Origin of the sequence: Nocardia sp. NPDC004151, from assembly GCF_042874235.1 — a bacterium.
Classification (GTDB): Bacteria; Actinomycetota; Actinomycetes; order Mycobacteriales; family Mycobacteriaceae; genus Nocardia.
The window spans coordinates 180,995-198,538 of sequence record NZ_JBIAMR010000012.1 but is presented as its reverse complement, the minus strand read 5'-3'; the positions used below and the strand labels follow the sequence as shown (position 1 = coordinate 198,538).

At 66.3% G+C, this 17,544-nt stretch carries 13 protein-coding genes and 1 tRNA gene; 6 read left to right on the top strand and 8 right to left on the bottom strand.

Annotated elements, in window-relative coordinates; translation table 11 throughout:
* Positions 1-1,277 precede the first annotated feature (1,277 nt).
* On the top strand, positions 1,278-1,418 hold the full coding sequence (locus ACFYTS_RS25815) for a cytochrome c oxidase subunit 4 (RefSeq protein WP_387307797.1): 141 nt from the start codon (positions 1,278-1,280) through the stop codon (positions 1,416-1,418).
* Between the two features lie 669 nt (positions 1,419-2,087).
* On the opposite strand, the gene ACFYTS_RS25810 is transcribed toward ACFYTS_RS25815, so the two are convergent.
* Complete coding sequence (locus tag ACFYTS_RS25810) at positions 2,088-2,531, bottom strand: hypothetical protein (protein WP_387307723.1); 444 nt, start codon at positions 2,529-2,531, stop codon at positions 2,088-2,090.
* Between the two features lie 185 nt (positions 2,532-2,716).
* Between ACFYTS_RS25810 and ACFYTS_RS25805 the strand changes: the two genes are divergently transcribed.
* A complete protein-coding gene (locus tag ACFYTS_RS25805) occupies positions 2,717-3,934 on the top strand; it encodes a helix-turn-helix domain-containing protein (protein WP_387307722.1) in 1,218 nt (405 codons plus the stop codon).
* Between the two features lie 47 nt (positions 3,935-3,981).
* Positions 3,982-4,069, top strand: a tRNA-Phe gene (locus ACFYTS_RS25800).
* A gap of 968 nt (positions 4,070-5,037) precedes the next feature.
* On the opposite strand, the gene ACFYTS_RS25795 is transcribed toward ACFYTS_RS25800, so the two are convergent.
* The 6 genes from ACFYTS_RS25795 to ACFYTS_RS25770 all read right to left on the bottom strand — a co-directional run bounded on the left by ACFYTS_RS25795 (position 5,038) and on the right by ACFYTS_RS25770 (position 13,938).
* A complete protein-coding gene (locus ACFYTS_RS25795) occupies positions 5,038-6,132 on the bottom strand; it encodes a hypothetical protein (protein WP_387307720.1) in 1,095 nt (364 codons plus the stop codon).
* Positions 6,129-8,771 carry a type I-U CRISPR-associated helicase/endonuclease Cas3 gene (gene cas3u / locus ACFYTS_RS25790; RefSeq protein WP_387307718.1) on the bottom strand — a complete coding sequence of 881 codons (2,643 nt, stop codon included), beginning with the start codon at positions 8,769-8,771 and terminating at the stop codon, positions 6,129-6,131. The genes ACFYTS_RS25795 and cas3u overlap by 4 nt, the downstream gene beginning before the upstream one ends.
* Positions 8,768-10,339 (bottom strand): type I-U CRISPR-associated protein Csb2, encoded by a 1,572-nt coding sequence (gene csb2 / locus ACFYTS_RS25785; RefSeq protein WP_387307716.1) that lies wholly within the window; start codon positions 10,337-10,339, stop codon positions 8,768-8,770. Before csb2 ends, cas3u begins: the two co-directional genes overlap by 4 nt.
* Complete coding sequence (locus tag ACFYTS_RS25780; protein ID WP_387307715.1) at positions 10,336-11,532, bottom strand: type I-U CRISPR-associated protein Cas7; 1,197 nt, start codon at positions 11,530-11,532, stop codon at positions 10,336-10,338. The genes csb2 and ACFYTS_RS25780 overlap by 4 nt, the downstream gene beginning before the upstream one ends.
* A gap of 208 nt (positions 11,533-11,740) precedes the next feature.
* Positions 11,741-12,556, bottom strand: a complete 816-nt coding sequence (locus tag ACFYTS_RS25775; protein ID WP_387307713.1) for an SDR family NAD(P)-dependent oxidoreductase — start codon at positions 12,554-12,556, stop codon at positions 11,741-11,743.
* A 122-nt stretch (positions 12,557-12,678) separates the two neighbouring features.
* A complete protein-coding gene (locus ACFYTS_RS25770; protein ID WP_357286495.1) occupies positions 12,679-13,938 on the bottom strand; it encodes an FAD-dependent oxidoreductase in 1,260 nt (419 codons plus the stop codon).
* Positions 13,939-13,993: 55 nt separating this feature from the next.
* On the opposite strand from ACFYTS_RS25770, the gene ACFYTS_RS25765 reads away from it, so the two are divergent.
* Both ACFYTS_RS25765 and ACFYTS_RS25760 read left to right on the top strand, forming a co-directional pair.
* Positions 13,994-15,190: a hypothetical protein gene (locus tag ACFYTS_RS25765; RefSeq protein ID WP_387307711.1), complete on the top strand. Its 1,197-nt coding sequence runs from the start codon at positions 13,994-13,996 to the stop codon at positions 15,188-15,190.
* Between the two features lie 152 nt (positions 15,191-15,342).
* Positions 15,343-15,897: an NADAR family protein gene (locus ACFYTS_RS25760; RefSeq protein WP_357286501.1), complete on the top strand. Its 555-nt coding sequence runs from the start codon at positions 15,343-15,345 to the stop codon at positions 15,895-15,897.
* Here ACFYTS_RS25760 and ACFYTS_RS25755 read toward each other — a convergent pair.
* Entirely contained in the window at positions 15,838-16,731 is an 894-nt protein-coding gene (locus ACFYTS_RS25755; protein WP_387307709.1) for a M50 family metallopeptidase, read from the bottom strand. The two genes, ACFYTS_RS25760 and ACFYTS_RS25755, sit on opposite strands and share 60 nt — an antisense overlap.
* A gap of 65 nt (positions 16,732-16,796) precedes the next feature.
* Between ACFYTS_RS25755 and ACFYTS_RS25750 the strand changes: the two genes are divergently transcribed.
* On the top strand, positions 16,797-17,339 hold the full coding sequence (locus ACFYTS_RS25750) for an NUDIX domain-containing protein (RefSeq protein WP_387307707.1): 543 nt from the start codon (positions 16,797-16,799) through the stop codon (positions 17,337-17,339).
* Positions 17,340-17,544 lie beyond the last annotated feature (205 nt).

The window sequence follows — 17,544 nt, the reverse complement described above, 5'->3', positions numbered from 1 at the left end:
GATCTGCCTCGATGAAGTGCCGCTCGCGGACGAGCTGCGGCAACGGGGCGGTCGAGCGGGGGGTGCCAGCGGGTGCGCGGCCTCGATGAAGGGCAGCTCCGCGAGGAGCTGCGGCGGCGAACCAGCGGCAACTGACTGGCCCCAAGCCCGCTCGCCTCGATGAAGAGCAGCTCCGAGAGGAGCTGCGGCGCTGCACGCCTTCGGTGACGACGCGACGTGCGTCGACATCCCTCGATGAAGTGCAGCTCCCGAAGGAGCTGCGGCGGCAACTGCTTCTGCGTTCGCGGTGGTGCGTTCGGGTCGCCTCGATGAAGAGCATCTCCCGAAGGAGCTGCGGCTGCTTGGACAGCGGGATGCCATTGAGAGCATGGTTGCCTCGATGACGGGCAGCTCCGGGAGGAGCTGCGGCGCTGACCGGCGAGCTTTTCAACGGCCACGCCCCCTGGCGGCCTCGACAAAGAGCAGCTACCTGGAGGAGCCGGGGCGGTGACCACTCCCGGGCGCGAGCCCCGGACCGATCCGCGCCTCGATGAAGAGCGTTCGCGGACGAGCAGCGGCCGTTACCGCAGGTGGAGTCGAACTGACGAATGGCGTTGCCTCGATGAAGAGCAGCTCGCGGCGGAGCTGCGGCGGCTCCCAGTGCAGTTCGACCTTGGACACGCGGTCCATGCCCCGATGAAGAGCAACTCCCGGAGGAGTTGCGGCGGATCTCGCCTGGTGCCAGGCGGCGAGGGTGTCCCAGCCTCGATGAAGTGCAGCACATCGACCAGCTGCGGCCACTGCACTATCTTCGATGAATGCACGACCGGTGATGTCAGCTGGATGAAGACTGCTCGTAGACGAGCTGCGGCAGGGGTGTCGAAATTGCTTAGTGACCTGCTCGTTTGTGGGTGTTCGCGAGCGGTGCCATGTTTGGGGTGTCCACTTGGTGTTCTACCGTACACTGTCAGCCCGTGAAACCTGTTGCTGCCAGGTGGTTTTTGCTGTGAGAGCTGGCGGAGTTTCGGGTCGAAACGAAGTTCGCGCGCAGGTGCCGGAATCCGATACGCCTTCCGCAACGGGGGCCCAGTATGGGGAAGTCTGCGAAATAGCGTGCGGCTGCGTCGCCCTCGTACCCGAACAGCGCTCCGGAAGTCATCGTCGGGGAGGCTTTGGTTGCGTTCGCAGTGCCGAGATTGTCCCGGCGGCATCACAGTTTCAGCGAAGTGGCCCTGATTGACGATCTCTGCGGTGATGGAACATTTTGCGAGATAGAGGTTTCCGGTCGATGAGGCCTCCTGCTGGCTGGCGCGGGTATCATTGCCGCCCTCGGCCTGGCGTTCTTCCAGTTCTGGTTGATCGGTATCGGCGTGGTCTGCGTGCTCGCGGCCGTCGCCGGCCTGGTCTTCGGGTACCGCCTGGGCCCGGAAAAGCACTGAGCTGAAGCAAGTCATCGCCTTGATGAAGAGCAGCGCGCGGACGAGCTGCGGCGCAAGGCAACGCAATCGTCTTTACCAGCAACAACGCGCCTCGATGAAGTGCAGCTCACGGACGAGCTGCGGCCCTTGCGTATCGCCCCATCAATGTCAGAGACGTGTCCTCGATGAAGAGTAGCTCCCGGAGGAGCTGCGGCAAAGATCGGGCAGCGCATCGCTCGGCGCTTCCGGATGCCTCGATGAAGAGCAACTCCCGGAGGAGCTGCGGCCTCGATCCAGCGGGCGGCCTCGGCAGGGTCGATGGTCCCGCCTCGATGAAGTGCAGCTCACGGACGAGCGGCGGCCTTGCGCACCAGGACAGCCGAGCAATCGCAGTGATCGTGGCCTCGATGTAGGGCAGCTCGCGAGGAGCTGAGGCGGCCCGGTCGAGGATAGTAGCGCAAGCTGAACTTTCCGCTGCGGTCAACGGCATCGATTGCGTCGGCGCGACCTATAACGCCCCAACCAACGTTCGTTGAAGGCTTCGATTGCCATCCAGGACCTTTTGATCAGAGCGGCGAAACATGTTGCTAGGCACGTGAAGACCCCAGCCCTCCCCTGCGGCTGGGGTCTTCGGAAGGCGCTGGCACGGTTGCAACGGTCCACGCCTTCGCGTGAAGCGCTCTCGGTCGCCTATCGCCTCGCCCCGTCCTCGGCTTCCCGAGCTTCGGAGTGGCTTTCGGGTTCCAGGGCTGTGGACAGCTCATAAGCAGACTGCAGGGTGCGCCAGGGGTGGCGCTCAACAGGACTGACCGTTTGGAGGTCCGCGAAAGCGGTTACGCGCCGCGCATTTCCGCCCACGTGCGCCAGGTTCGGGGTGATAACCACGGCGCAATCGATCTCACGGAGCAGCCGGTACAGCATCTCCATTCGATCGGCATGCGAGTTGTCGACCACGAGGACCTGTGCCACCCGCAGGTTGAGCTGGTGCGCGCATTGCCTGGCGTGGAACTCAGCCCAATCCAGGTCCGCCTTTGTGGTCAGCAGCGGCCGGAATAAATAGATCACGGCCTTGTTCCGGGAGTCGGAGCCACTCAAGCTGTCCAGGCCCGCTGGCATTTCGACGGCGTTGTCCATGGTCCTCCCTCTGGCGGGTAGCCGGAGACGGCTACCCGACGGAAGGGTTATGGATCGGGCATCCCGTCGGGGCCGCCTGTGGCCATCGGCCACATGATCAGAGTGCGGCAGGACCCCGGGGGTGGACTCGTACACTTTGTACTACCGCCTAGCCGCCAGAATCTATTGGGAATTGAGGGCTTGCGATGATCGAGGATTCGGCCGGCGTCGCTGCGCGCGTTGCCGAGGCGAGGAAGCTGCGCGGATGGTCTCAGCAGCGGTTAGCCGCTGAGACTCGCGGCGCTGGTACCCCTGTGTCCCTTGGGCTCATCCAGTCTGTTGAGCAGGGTAAGCGAGCCGCGACGCCTGCGTTTGTCGCGGCGTGCGCGAAGGCGCTGCGAATAACGGCTGCCGAGCTACTCGGACAGCCGTACATGCCGAGCACCGCCGAGGACCGAGAGGTGCACGCCGCGATTGCGCTGCTGCGCACTGAGATGGCCGCCTGGGATATGGAGGACCCCGACATCGCGGTCCGGCCAATTGCGACGCTCTCGCGGGATGTTCTGGCGGCGCGCAAACTTCGGCGTGACGCCTCCTCTCCGAAGTTGGCGGCGGTCCTGCCGTCGCTCATGACCGAGACCCGCACCCTCATGTATCGCAGCGTTGGCAACGATCGGGAACAGGTTGGCGCGCTGCTGGCCGAGCTGTACTACAACGCCCGATCGATGGCGCATAAGCTGGGATACCCAGATCTCGCGGCAATCGCCGTCGACCGGATGACATGGGCGGCCAACGAGTCCGGCGACAACCTGTGGATCGCCGCCGCGCAGTTCCATCGGGCATCTCTGCTCACCAGCGGCGGCGACTGGAAGACCGCGATGACCTACCTCGAGCGGTGTCGCACCGAGTTTGAGAACCGCCTGGGCGTCGGCGACGAATCCGACCTGATCGCATGGGGCGGTTTGCATCTGCAATCCGGACTTGCCGCCGCCCGGGGAGGTCGGCGCGATCTCGTGGACATGCACTTGATTGAAGCAACCGAGACCGCGGATCGCCTTCGTAGCGGGGACAGCGACGAGATCCTTGTGTTCGGTCCAACGAATGTCGGCATCTGGGGTGTGGCGCTCGCGGTCGAATCGCTCGACAGTGCTACCGCGATCCGTCGCGCCGACAAGCTGTACATCCCCACCGAGACTCCGCGCTCACGCTCAGGCCATCATTACATCGACCTCGCGCGCGCCTACCAACTCCAGGGAAGTCGGGACCGGGTTATGGGCTCACTGATGACCGCGCGGGCACTGGCCCCATCGATGGTTCGGTTCCACCCGATGGTTCACGAGACGGTGAGGATGATGGCGCGTGAGGATGCTCGACGCACCGACAGCGTGAGGGGCTTCGCGGCCTGGTGTGGCATCGCGTTGTGACAGAGGCCGTGGCCTACATAGTCTCCTCAATCCTTGGATTGCAAGTGCGCCACGTGCATTTATGAGGTGTCAAGCCCCTGGATGGCCCGCCTGAAAAGCGGAAGGTCGCCGCTTCAAATCCGGCTTTGGCTACCAGATCGGGGAGCCCTTCTCCGTGTGCGGCGCTTCGCCGTTGTTTTCGAAGGGCAGCGCGCGGTGGAGCGCGCGACCTTGAGGATTGACGTGCAAGCAGCCATGCCCGTGCGCGCCTCGATGAAGGGCAGCTAGTGGACGAGCTGCGGCACGGTCGCGCCTTGGGCGCGGTGGACGGTGCAGGCGCCTCGATGAAGAGCAGCTCAGGGAGCAGCGGGCGACGTGGCTTGGCTCGGAGGTGAGCCTGAGGGAGCTGCGCCCTCGATGAAGGGCAGTTCGCGCGGCGATTTTCGCAAGATTCCAGGCAGCGAGGGTGTCCCAGCCTCAATGAATAGCGGCTCGCGGAGGAGCTGGGGCCGTCCAAAATCACTGCAACCCTATCGATTCCGGGCGAGTGACTCGATGAAGAGCAGCTCACGAAGGAGCCGCGGCTGGCCTCGTAGGAGGCGATGCCCTGGCCGGTCACGTAGCCTCGATGAAGAGCAGCTCCTGGAGGAGCTGCGGCGGTGTTGGACGCCATCTTCGGGTCCGTCAACGACCCGCCTCGATTAAGTGCAGCTCGTGGACGAGCTGCGGCGCCCGCGCTCCAGAGGACGACAGGGCCGGGTCGGCGTGGCCTCGATGAAGGGCAGCTCACGGACGAGCTGCGGCCGATTATCCGGTTGCCTTCCATGGGCAGCAGGGATCCGGTGCCTCGATGAAGAGTAGCTCGCGGAGGAGCTGCGGCACGTTGACCGAATTCAAGTTGACGAAGCAGCCGACCATGCCTCGATGAAGAGCAGCTTGCGGACGAGCTGCGGCGGGCCATCGGGTCGTAGGTTGTGACGACGGTGAAGCCTCGATGAAGGGCAGCTCGCGGAGGAGCTGCGACGCGGAGACCAGCACGCCGGAGTCGAACATATGCCCGGCTCGATGAAGAGCGGCTCGTGGGCGAGCTGCGGCGATCGATGAGTGTGCAGCGGGCAGGTAATTCACCTCGGGCCTCGATGAAGCGCAGCTCGCGGGTGAGGGGTGGGTGGATCAGACCGAGGGCTTGGGGCCGGGGGGAGGGTTTCGATTCGGCCTGTCAGGATGAGGCGCTGGGGGGCGCTGTCACTACCTACCTTATGGATGGGGAACAGGATGACTGCGTTGACTTGCCGTGCCTGGAGCCATTTTCCGGCCGCCTCGGCTGCGGCGGCGTCTGGTGGGGTGGTGCCTGGTTGTCGGGTGAGGAATTGGGTGAGTGTGTCGAGGGCCTGGGAGACGAGGATGGTTCGTAGTCTCGCGGTTGTGATCGGGTTGGTGACGATCGGTAGCGCCAGGATTGTGGGGTGCAGCACGCGTCCGGGAAAGGCGGACGGTGTGCGGGAGAGAATTGAAATGTGGTGGGCGATAGGGAAATTAGTGATTCCCCAGAGGGCACACCAGGCTAGGGCGCAGTCTGTGGGGGCGGGGCGGGTAAAGCCTGTGGAGGTTTGGGACTCTGGTTTTCCGCCGCCGAGTTCGTCGGTGAGGGTGGTGCCGAGTAGGCCGGTTCGGATGGTGTCGGGGGTTCGGGCGGCTAGGGCTTCGGCCATGGGGAGGAGGCGGTGGGTGACGAATTCTTGGCCTTTGTTGCGGGCCTTCATTTCCCATCGGCTGGCACCGTGGTCGGGGCGGCGTTCCTTGCGGTCGAACCGCCAGTAGGCGGGTTCGCCGAGGCTGCCGATCATGGCGAGGTCGAGGGGGATGTCCTTGTCGAGGAGAGCGTCGAGGTGGGAGTGGCGGAGTTGTTGCAGGGCTCGCCAATCGGCGTCGGTGCTGGGGGTTTTGATGCGGGGGCTGAAAGCGGCTGGACCGGTAGGGGTCAGTTGTGCACGCAGCCAGGAGGTTTCGGATGCGCAGCGAGTTGCGTGGGCGTGGACGGCTCGGGCGACGTCGTGATCGTCGATGGCGTCCGTGTTCAGTTCCGCGGTGCGGGTGTTCGGGTTCCAGTTCAGGAGGACAGGGTGGCCGGTTTCGGATTCGATGATGTTCGCCAGGCCGTAGAGCGCGAAGTGGGTGAGTGCGCTGGTGTCCGGGCCGGCGAGGGGGAATGTGGTCATGATCCTTCTCGGGAGCATTGGCCGTCGGCTGAGCGGAGCAGGGCTTCGAGGTAGCAGGCTCCCCAGACGCCCCATTCGGTGTGGGTGCGTTCGATCAGGCTGTCCCATTCGCCGGTGTCAAACAGGATGCGGGCCAGCCGATCCGTGTTGTCAGGGATGAGATCGGCTGCGGTGTGTGGGAATCCGGGGCGGCCGCGGCCGTGGCTGGTTCCGACGAGGCGGAGCACGAGGTCACGGAAGCCGGGGCCGGCGTTGATGGTGGCGTCGAGGGCGTGGGCGGCGTCGATGACGGATCGTTGTTCGTGACGCCAGCCGGTGGGCATGCCGGTGACGGCACGGGCGCGTTTGGCTTGGAATTCGGTATGCCTGCGGCTTTTCGCCAGTGGCGGGTCGTCGGTGCGGCGGCCCAGGAGGCGTTGGAACCAGTCTGTTTGTTTGCCGAGGTCGTGGTACATGCCGGCGAGGCGTAGGGCTTCGGGGAGAGGTTCGGCTAGCCCGACCTGTCGGGCGACGTGATGCGCGCGGGTAGCGACGGCCTCGGAGTGCACATCCAGGGTGATGGGTCCTTTGGAGGTCCATTCCTGCTGGGTCTCTTCATCGATGCCGCGGTGCTTGGGTTCACGGATGACGATCCACGACAGAGCGGGACGAGCCGAAGCCGGGTCCAGTGGCCCGGGCACGAGTTGCCCGGTGCCGCCGCCTTCCTCGTAGGCGAGTTGCATATCCTCGTCGGACAATTCGGCGAATTCGGTGAGAGCCTTGCCCGCGTACTCGATCGTGAGCACGCCCGGCAAACGTTCGAACGGCACCGTATGGGCGCGGTGGGTAGGAGGATCGACGATGACTCCCTCGGTGTGCACAAGATGGCAGTCGTCGACGACGACCACATCACCGGGACGGAGTTTGCCCTCGGGGTCGTCGAGGAAGCGGTCTTCGCGCCACACGAAGACCCGGGGGCGTTCCGAATCCGCGCGGACGCGATCGATCAGAGCGGCCGCGTCGGTGAGCGTGCACGGGAATGCCTCGATGTCTGCCGGTGGCACGGCGTTCAGCAGTGCGAGCGCCAAGGTGTCGTCGTCGGGCAGGTCGGCCCGGACGACGACCGCCGCCATGGCACGTTCGGGTTCGAGGTCGTCGCGCAGCCACAGTTCGAGGTCGGGCTGGTCGAACAGATCGTCGTTGGTGCGGGCCAGTAGTTGAGTGTCGTAGGTCTCCAGGCGTTGCCAGAGAGTGCGCCGGGGTTGTGATGCTGGTGCCGGGTCTTTGCTGATCGTTTCTGGGGCAAGGCCATTCGGATCGTTCGCGCGGCGCTGAATCCAGTGGTAGGCGGCTGTCAGTTCATCAGCGGTGTAGGGCGGCAAGTCGGCGAGATTCCCGGGCTCGGCCGGGCCGACGACGACGATCTCGGTGCTTTCTGATTTGCCAACGCGGTTGACCCGGCCAGCGCGCTGGCTGAGTGCTGATCCGGGTGCCAGTTCGGTGATCATCGCGGCCAGGTCGATGTCGACGCCGACCTCGATGGTCTGGGTGGCGATCAGTACATCGGTGGTGCCGTCACCGGTCGAGGTGAGAAGTCCAGGCTTATCGGAGAGCACTTGTTGGAGGTCGTAAGGGCGCATGCGGCCGACCTTCACCTCGACCCGCAGACCGTCCTTCCGCAGCTGTGCAGCTAGCCGCACTGCGGTGTCGACCCGGTTGACGACGCAGCCGACTGTCCGGCCTTCGGGTACGCCTCGGCCAAAGGCAAGGTGGTGAGTTTGGACCAGGGCGGCAAGGTCATCGAGGTACCGAGCGTTTGGCGCTCGGCCGCTCCAACTTTCGGCACCGTGCCAACGGACCGGTTTCGGTCTGCAGAGACGTTGCGCCAGAATCGGTTCGTTCTCGAGATCTTTGGCGCTGACGCCAGCGGCAGTTGAATCGATGCTGGATTCTGCTGGAGTCGCGGTGGTTTCAACCGTTTGCAGAGCGGTGACGCCGAGGCGGCTTGCGGTCGGCGCGGCCAATTGCCCGACGCGGCGGGCGGTGAGCAGCAGTTGCCGGTTGAGGTGGGCCTCGTCGATGACAAGCGCCGAGTCGTAGGCGAGTAGACCGGCCTCCCGGGGGCGGGCATACCGGGTCGACCCATAGCCGCGCATCAGCAACCGGCTGCCCCACATATCGGGTGTTGCGCACAGGATCGTGCAGCAGCCAGGGTCGTCCAGCCACCGCCGGTCGGTCGGGATGCCACCGCGCAGCGTGGCGAGTTCGAAAGGCCCGTCGTCGTCGATATTGTCTCCGGTGCGCAGCGATCGCAGCGCTGCCGCGATCTGAGCGTCGAGCGTGCCTTCCTCAGCAGTGCTGAGCCGGGAAGAGAGTGCGTGCGCGTGGATCGCGTGCTGGTCGACCAGGCCACGACGGTTTACCACGACCGACAGTCGCCGTGGCACCCGTGCCCCGCCGCCCGCGGCGTGAAGCGCGTTGGCGAACAAATGAATGTCCACGACACTTGACTTTCCAGCACCTGTGGGTGCCGCGATTTGATCTGGCCAGCGTCCGGTCTGACACAACTGCTCCGCCATGCGGGTTTGCCAAGCGAAGGGCTTGTTGCCGTTGTGGGCATGCGCGAAGAAGTCCTCGAAGTCGCTGAACTGCAGGCTCATCGAGTCGCCTCGAACATCAGGTCGGCCGCATCAGGCGGAATGTCCAGCGGCACCAGTAGTCCGCCGCCGAGATGGCGGGTCTGCCCGATCGCGACCATCGTCCGGTCCCCGGCCAGCGAGCCGAGGTCGATAGTCGTCCGGTACGGCTGTACCGCAACGCCTTCAGGCATCTTGTGTGCATACTTCGCCGTGTTGCGTGTCACGAGGGTCGGCGAGAAGGCTTGCACGCCTCGTGATTCCACTGCGCGTACGAGCCCGCGATAGTCGCGCGCGTCCACGTCCATGAACTCGCCGCGCCAGACAAACCCGGTCGACAGCAGCGCCGCATCCACGAGCGACCACGGCCGCTCACCGCGCCGTTGCCGCCGCGTCTCCGGCATCACCGCTGGATGTGTTCTCCACAGCCGCCGATACCCTGGTTGCGGAGCCGGCCAGAACGAGGTGGCTTCGACTGTTCGACCGGCGGACGACAACCGCATCCGGCCGTGTGCGGATCGAATCTCCTTCAGATCGCGCAGAGCCCCGCCGAGCGACAGAAGATCTTGCACTGCAACATCATCGGGAAGCATTAATGCGAAGGCACGACCGTCCAGCCCTTGCGCGGCGGTCGCTGACGGATCGAGCAGCTGGATCGCCAACCGGTTCACCGGAGGCGTACCGCCCTTCTCGTACTTACCGGTGATCAGGGGCGGAGCGCCAAATCCGATCCGCGCGATAAGCGCCCGATGCAGTGTGACGCACCACATCAGGTGGTCCTCGGGTGCCACCGTGCGGGCCCGCTGTTCCGTATCGAGTTGCGCCTCAACCAGTAGGACGTGCCGCCACGGAGCGGCCGGTGGCTCGACAATCTTCGACGCGTAACGGAGTTCGGTGAGTCCCTCGACTGGAACCGGGGCCGGTGCGGGACTGTCGGTACTCGTGTGGCGGTCACTGGCCTGGCTTGGTGGTTTGGCTGGTCGCGCCGCAACGTGTGCGCGGGTCAGTGCGTCACTGCGGCCCGGCGCCGCCGCCCGTACTCGGCGCCCGCCGGCCTGATACGGGCTCAGATCGTGGCGCAGCACCTCGGTGGGTTCCACCTCGCCGATCTCCAGGATGACCGGACTGGTCGCCTCGCCCAGGCACGAGACGTCAGCGGCTAGATCCGCCAGCGTGGTCGCGACCGTGGCGGGGACGTCCACGCCGTCCCATGACCATCCGAATTCACCGTCGAGAGCGACCCCGTCGGAGAAGGCCCGCTGCGTCTTCTTGTCGACCCAACGTCCGCCCTCCTTGCGTACGACACCTTCGGCGCGATACGCGATCACCGGTTGCGGTGCCAGTGGTGTCATCTGCGGGAACCGGATACCCGTGGGTGGATTGTTCTCCAGCCAGGCCAGCGCCACCGTCGCTGCGTCGCTGGGCCGCATGTGCTCTCCGTCGACCGTAGCGGTCGAGCCTTGACCGGCGGCGTTCATCAATGCGGCATGCAGCCGGGCGGGATCGGGAAACGGGTCCTGGGTTCCGTCGGATCGATGCCCGATATACACACCCAGTGGGAACCGGGCGCGAATGCCGAACCGTCCGGTCACTCGTCCGACTCCTCGATCGCGCCCCGCAGCACCACCGGGTTGCCGACGACCTCGAAAATCTGGCCTTCCCAACGAATCCCAGCCTTCTTGGCGGCCTGCTCGATCGCAGACTCCAGCAGCGCATCAGCTTCGGTGATCGTGAGCGGCTCCAGCTCCAGGTTCTTGCCATACCGCTGGTCCAGCAGCACCGTTGCCGGACCCAGCTCAACGAGATCGCAATTTGCCCGCAGGCTCAGCTCGGCGTCCGAACGGGCGAGCCCGTTCAGCGCCAGCGCTGCCAGCAATGATCGGCACGCCGCATTCCCGGCCTCGTCAGCACCGAACCGCAACTGTCGCAACGCACTGAAACTCAGCACGTGCGTTCGCGTGATCCGTCGGCACGCGACTGCGCCCAGCGCGTTGAGCGTCGGAGGGATGCCACCGAGTCCCAGCGGTGATGCCGACAGCGGCTTGGTTTTGGCCTTCTTGACGTCCTCGCGGATACCGTTGATGTTCTTGCTGCTGAGCTCGGACTCCTGCGCCTTCACGAGCTTCTCCATGTCGGAGCCGGACAGCTGTACGCTCATCGCCACCGGATCGACACGCGCGCCGCCACGCAGCGGAGGCGTCTTCGCGTCAGGGCCCTGATCTGCCAGTACCCCGACAATCTCGCCGACCAGTGCGCTGCGATAGCGCCCCTGATGCGTTCGCCGCGACGAATCCCATGCTCCGAGAACAAGACTCACCGGACTCATTTCGAGTAGTGCTCGCGCATCGCTCGGCGAAGCATCCCGTGCCGCCCTGTATGCTGCGTGGTCGGTCACAGGTTTGCCGTCGACGGACCCCGCCCGAATGTGTCCGTCGAAGCAGCGGTGGGGCAGCTCGATATCCGTGTAGCTCTCGTTGTCGTAGGAGACACGGATCCTCGGGATGCGACTCAGAACCGGGTGACCGTCGACTACCGCGAACGAGATCGGCTGCTCGACCCGATTGAGCTGCGACGACTTGGAGTCGATCACCACAGCTACAAGCGGTTCACCGTCGATATATCTTGTCTCATAAGCGAATACGGAGTTCGTGCCCACTACGAACTTCGCCGGTGCCACTGCGGCGTGAGCGCCGCCTGCCGGTGCCAGCTCGGTCACCGATGTGAGGACCGACGCTCCGCCAGGCGAGCAAGCCTCAAGCAGCTGGGTATAGATCAACTTCGTCACGAAATCTCCTCTAGTGCAACCGGAAACACCATCGGTACTTCATTCAGCGTTAGGAGCGCCACCATACTGACCGCCACCGACAAGTAGCTCGGTTTAGGTGGCAGCTACCATTGTCGACGGCGGACGTTCCGGCGTGGGCCGTCCGCACGACCTCCGGATGCCCGCTTTCGCCTCATGGGTGATTGCTGTGGGAGGGGGTGTGCCGGGGTCAGATGCCCAGCGCGTGCTTCAGACGAGTGGTGCGAGGCGACATTGACGCCAGTCCAAGTAGAGCCCGTGGGAACCGCGGCTGGAGCTGGCTGGGCCGGGTGCGGATGGCGGTTTCGATCCAGCGTGCGGCCTCGGCCGGGTCCGGCGTCGCGTCCTCCACTTGAGTGCGAGATGCGGCAGCGTCGTTGAAGATCGGGTACTGGACCGTGGAGACGTGGATGCCGCGCGGGGAGAGCTCGGCGTCGGCGCACTGGCCGAAGGTGGTCCAGGCGGCCTGGGCGGAGGCGTAGGAGGCGAAGTTCGGCGCGGCCCCGGTCTCCGGGCTCCACGGGCCGACGTTCACCACGTGGCCGGAGCCGCCCGCGAGCATGGCGGGGAGCAGGCCCAGGGTCAGGCGCAGCGGGCCGAAATAGTAGGCGGACATCATGCGCTGGTAGTTGCGGAACCGGTCCAAGGATTGCAGGACCGGGCGGCGGGCGGGGCGGCCGGTGTTGTTGACCAGCACGTCGACGGTGTCGAATTCGGTGAGCAGCCACTCGACCAGCTGGTCGACATCGCCGAGGGCGGCGATGTCGCAGCGGTACCAGTGGGCGCGGCCCCCGGATTCGATGATGGTGGCGCAGTCTTCGACCAGCTGGGCGCCGGTGCGGGCGACCAGGATGACCTCGGCGCCGTGAAAACCGAGTAGTCGGGCCGTTTCTCGGCCGATCTCGGAGGTGGCGTTGGTGATGACCACGCGTTTGCCCTCGAGCGGGCGTTCGCCCTCGGGGGCACCGGCGGTACGGGGGCGGCGGGCAGCACGGAATTCGATCATGGGACAGGCAACCTTCATCTGAGGATTGAGCATGAACCATGCACCGGCACCCCGCCGACAGTGCCGATACCGCCGCGTCTCCCGGCTGCTAACCGATAGCTGGCAGTGCGGCGGAACACATTCTATTCGGTCGGGTCATAACGCCGGGCGCGTTCGGCCACACAGATCTCGTCGATTCCGGACACGATGTCCCGCAACAGTTCCGAGGGCAGCGCCGCCGGGCGCAACCGGCAGGTGAAGGTGATGAAGCCGTGGTCCTCGTCATCGAGTTCGCGCAGGTAGCGGGAGCGCACGCCGTAGGTCATGGCCGAGATCACGGTGAAGCAGCCGGTGCGCTCGCGATGCCCGGAGAACAGGTCGTGCAGGCCGTGGAAGACCCGCGCGTAGTTGGACATGGGCGCGAAAAGCGAGATGCGGTAGGCCGGTCCGCGCTCCGAGGAGCTGATCACGGTGTCGGCCAGGTACTCCGCGTCGCGCAGGGTCAGCACCTTCGGAGCGAACATGAGCGCGCCCGCCGCGGCATTGCGGACCGGCATGCCGGCGCGGCCGCCCGCCGAGGCGGCGATGGCGCCCAGCGACTTCCGGGCGCGCGCACCCACCTCACGCCGGGCGCGCAGCGACAAATTGGGGGTGGTGGGGTGCAGGCTCGACCACTGGCCGAAGCGGACCGTGCCCAGCTGCACGGTGCCGGTGCCCACCGGACGCGCAACCTTCAGCGGCGCGGTGTCGATCCAGCGGCCCACCTGCAGCATGGAGTCGCCCGGGGACTGGATCTCGCGGTAGGAGTGCTCCACCCAGGTGTCGAAGTCCAGGAAGCGGTGCGCGTCGGTGGTGAGCCAGGTGCGGTCCTTGTCCACGCCGGTCACCTCGAGGGTGAGCGCGGTGATGATGCCGGTGCGCCCGCCGCCGCCCAGGATCTTGCGGAAGCGCTCCGTGTGGTGGGTGCGCCCGCAGGTGCCGAAACGCCCGTCCTGATCGACGTATTCGAGCTCGGCGACATTGTCGGAGAACATGCCGAAGCGATGCGACGCCGCCGACAGCCCGCCCACCGCCGCGAACCCGCCCGCCGTGATGTCGCGATGGTCACCCACGATGGGCAGCCCGAGCCCGTGCGCGCCCAGGGTGCGATCGATGTCGGACAGCCGTGCCCCCGCCTGCACCCGCACAGTCCTGGCATCGGCGTCGACCACCTGCACGCGGTTCATCTTCCGCATGCTCAGGGTGGTGCCCTGCACCGGCAGTCCGAACTCCTCGTCCGGACGTTCCCCACCCCGGATGATCAGCGGTTTCGTCGAACGACGTGAATCCCGAACGGTCCGAACCACATCCGCGGTGTCGCGGGGCAGAAACTCGTCGGGGTGGGTGGAGACGGGCGTGCTCATGGCGCTACAGCTAACCACAACCGCGCGAATTGCGCTCGCGCGTAGAGTCCGGCCCATGAGTTTCCTGGGTGGGGTTTTCGGGTCGCCGCGAAATCGGTTCGGCAAGAAGATCTTGGAGCAGGTGCGGGGGTACGACGCGGTGGAATTCGCGCAGTTCGACGTGGAGGCGTTCGAGATCGCCTACCGGCTGACCAACGGGTACGCGGCGAAGCTGAATCTGGACACGCTGTATCGGCGGTTCGACGGGAAGATCAGCGCCGAACTGTTCGAGGCCGTCGATACCCTGCTGCTGCCGCCCGACGCCCCCGAGGGATGGGACGAGGTGTCGCCCAAGCTGCGGCCGGTGCTGCGGCGGACCGGCTACGGGGCGGTGCACGTCGCGGGGGTGAACGGCCGCGATCTGGTGCTCACCCGGCCCGCGCTGCCGTACCTGTCGGAGCTGGTGGTGATCGATCTGCCCAGCACCGTGCAATTCGTGACCCGGCAGGATCTTTCGCGCTGGGGCGTGGACGACGAGCAGGTGTACGCGGTCGCGCACGCCAATCTCACCGAGCTGGCCATGAGCACGCTGACCGCCTTCGATCCGGGGCAGGGTGTGCGGGTGCTGGACTTCGCCGACGACGCCGGTGAGAACTACGTCGGCTCCCTGCCCCTGGTGGCGGGCTGGCTGGCGGGGGTGCGGACCCGAACCGGCGGCACGCCACTGTTCTTCCTGCCCGGCCATCTGGGCATGCTGGTGGTGCTGGGGGCGACGCCCGAGGCGCTGCCGCAGCTGCTGGCGCTGGCCGCCGAACGGCACGAGGCCGCGCTGCGCCCGCTGTCGGCGGTGCCCTACACCGTGGACGACAACGGCGATCTGATGCCGCTGCGGGTGGACGAGGACCATCCGGCGTACGCGGAGATCCGGCACGCGCAGGCGCAACTCGCGGTCGGCGCGTACCGGTCACAGACCGAGAAGCTGCGCGCCGAGGACGACCGCGAGGGCGCGATCATGGAACTGCTGCACGTGCGCGCGCCCGACGGCAGCGAATACACCATGACCTCCTGGACCGACGGCACCACGAATCTGCTGCCCGCCGCGGACTTCATCTGCTTCGTCACCGGCGAGGGCGATGTCTTCCGGGTGGCCTGGGACGACGTGTCCGGGCTGGTGCCACTGGAACTCGCCGACGAGTACGACCCGCCGCGCTTCCGCGTCCACGACCACCCGCCCGCCGAGGTCATGACCCAACTGCGCGGGCTGGCCCGCTGATTCGCGCGGGGCGCGACGGACGCGGCAGGACCACCGTCCCGGCGACGAACAGGTCGGCGCGAAGGTGCTCCGCTCGGCCACGGCCGCGGCGCGTCGCCGGTGTGGCGGGATTTCTTCACGACTGTGTCATCTGGGTCGGCTAGGGTCGCGGCGTGGACAGGGCGCAGCTGACAGCGGATATGGCGGCCGGAGCGAGACCGGAGTTCCTCTTCTTCTGGGGGCACACCCGCACCCCCGGGCACGAGGTCGGCAAATGGGTGCTCAGCCAGTGGTGGCCCGTCGACTTCACCGTGGACGGCCAGACCTACTCCAGCGCCGAACATTTCATGATGGCCGAGAAGGCCCGTCTGTTCGGCGACGAGGCCATGCGCACCCGCATCCTCGCCAGCGACACCCCGGCGGACGCGAAACGCCTGGGCCGCGCCATCTCCGGCTTCGATCAGGACACCTGGGAAGCACATCGCTTCGACGTCGTGTTTCGCGGCAGCATCGCCAAATTCGGCCAGCACGACGCGCTCCGGGACTTCCTGCTCGCCACCACCGAGAAGGTCCTGGTGGAAGCCGCACCGCGCGACACCATCTGGGGCATCGGGCTGGGCGCGGAGAATCCCGACGCCGCCGACCCGTCACTGTGGCGCGGCGAGAACCTACTCGGCTTCGCCCTGATGGACGCTCGCGACGCGCTGGCTCCCGCCCGCCAGCTCTGACGCGGCGCCCACGCGCCGCTCGTAGAGCGCGAGCACGGCCTCGACCTGCGGTGTGCGCGGGGCGTTCTCGGCCAGCCAGGCGATGCGGGTGCCGGTGAGCTCCAGCTCGGCCGCCGAGAGATCGGGTTTGGTGAGCGCGATCTCGCACAGCGCCCGGACCGTTCCGGCAGCCCGCTGGAGGGTCTCCGCGCTGTCGGCGGCCGGTTGCGGATCGGGCAGCGGAGGGCTGTCGAAGGCGAGTCGAGTCTGGTCGGACAGCGACGGCACGCTGTCCGGCGGGACGCTTCCGAAGAGGCGCACGCCGTCACCTCCGAAGAGGCGCGCGCCGTCGCTGTAGCTTCCCTCACGTGTCCGGAACGGCACCAAGTTCACCAACCCCAGCAGTGCCGACATCACCGTGAACGAATACCCCACCAGTAGGGGCAGTGCCCAATACGCCCAGACCGCAGCGGATATCCCTGCGAAGATCAGGTTCGCGAGTGGACCCGCGGCAACGGTCAGCCACTGGCCCCGCGGTCGCGGCTGCACCGACCAATGCACCTGCCCGACCGGATAGAAGCCCAGCCGCACTGTCACCGAACCGAATCGCAGACCACCGGTGCGGCGGCGGTTCCCGATACTCACAACCAGGGGATAGGCGCCGAAAAGCCGCCCTACCAGCAGGTGCCCGAGTTCGTGCACGAGGATGGCCAGCATCAGCGCGGCGTAGAAGTACCAGGGGAACAGCGCCATCAGCGGATGGTCTCGCCAGTAGACCGCCGTGAACCCCGCCGCCAGGCCGGCCGCCGCGACCACTGCCGCACCCTCTGTCACCCGCTTGCCTCCCACACGCACGGCCGGATCGTAGCGCGATTTCCGCACGCCGCTGATCTCGGTCCGGATGGGGCAGGATCGGGGGCATGGAGACGGTGAGTGGTCGTGAGGTGTATTCGAATCGGTGGATCACGCTGCGCGAGGATGTGGTTCGGCAGGCCGATGGGGAGGAGTCGATCTATGCCTTCATCCGGAAGGCGGACTTCGCGATCGTGATTCCGTGGGATGGGGAGCGGTTCCATCTGGTGGAGCAGTTCCGGTATCCGTTGCAGCGGCGGTGCTGGGAGTTCCCGGGCGGGGCGGTGGCGGGGGAGAGTGATCCGGTCGCGGTGGCTCGGCAGGAGTTGCGGGAGGAGACCGGGTTGCGGGCGGGGGAGTTGACGGTGCTGGGGAAGGTGGCTCCGGCTCCGGGCACCAGCACGCATTACGGGACGGTGGTACTCGCGACCGAGTTGACCGAGGGGCCGCACGAGCGGGAGCCGTCGGAGATGGACATGGAGTCGGGGCGGTTCACCCGCGACGAGTTCGAGGACATGATCCGGGCGGGGGCGATCGTGGATGCGCAGACCATTGCCGCGTATTCGCTTCTGCTGCTGCACGAGAAGGCGACCGGGCGTCCAGTCGGATAGACGGTTCATTACGTTCGAAAGCGGAGGATCCGCCGAAAGTGGATAGCGGTGGCCCTTGCGGCGTGACGCGGGCGGCGTTCAATGGTCGTCGCGGTCCACGCCCCGAAGGGCTGGGGGAATGGTCATGGATCGTATTGGTGCACTCCGTAATACGAAGAAGTGATCCTATGTTCGGAAGAACTCCCGCAGCCGCGCTGGTGGCCGT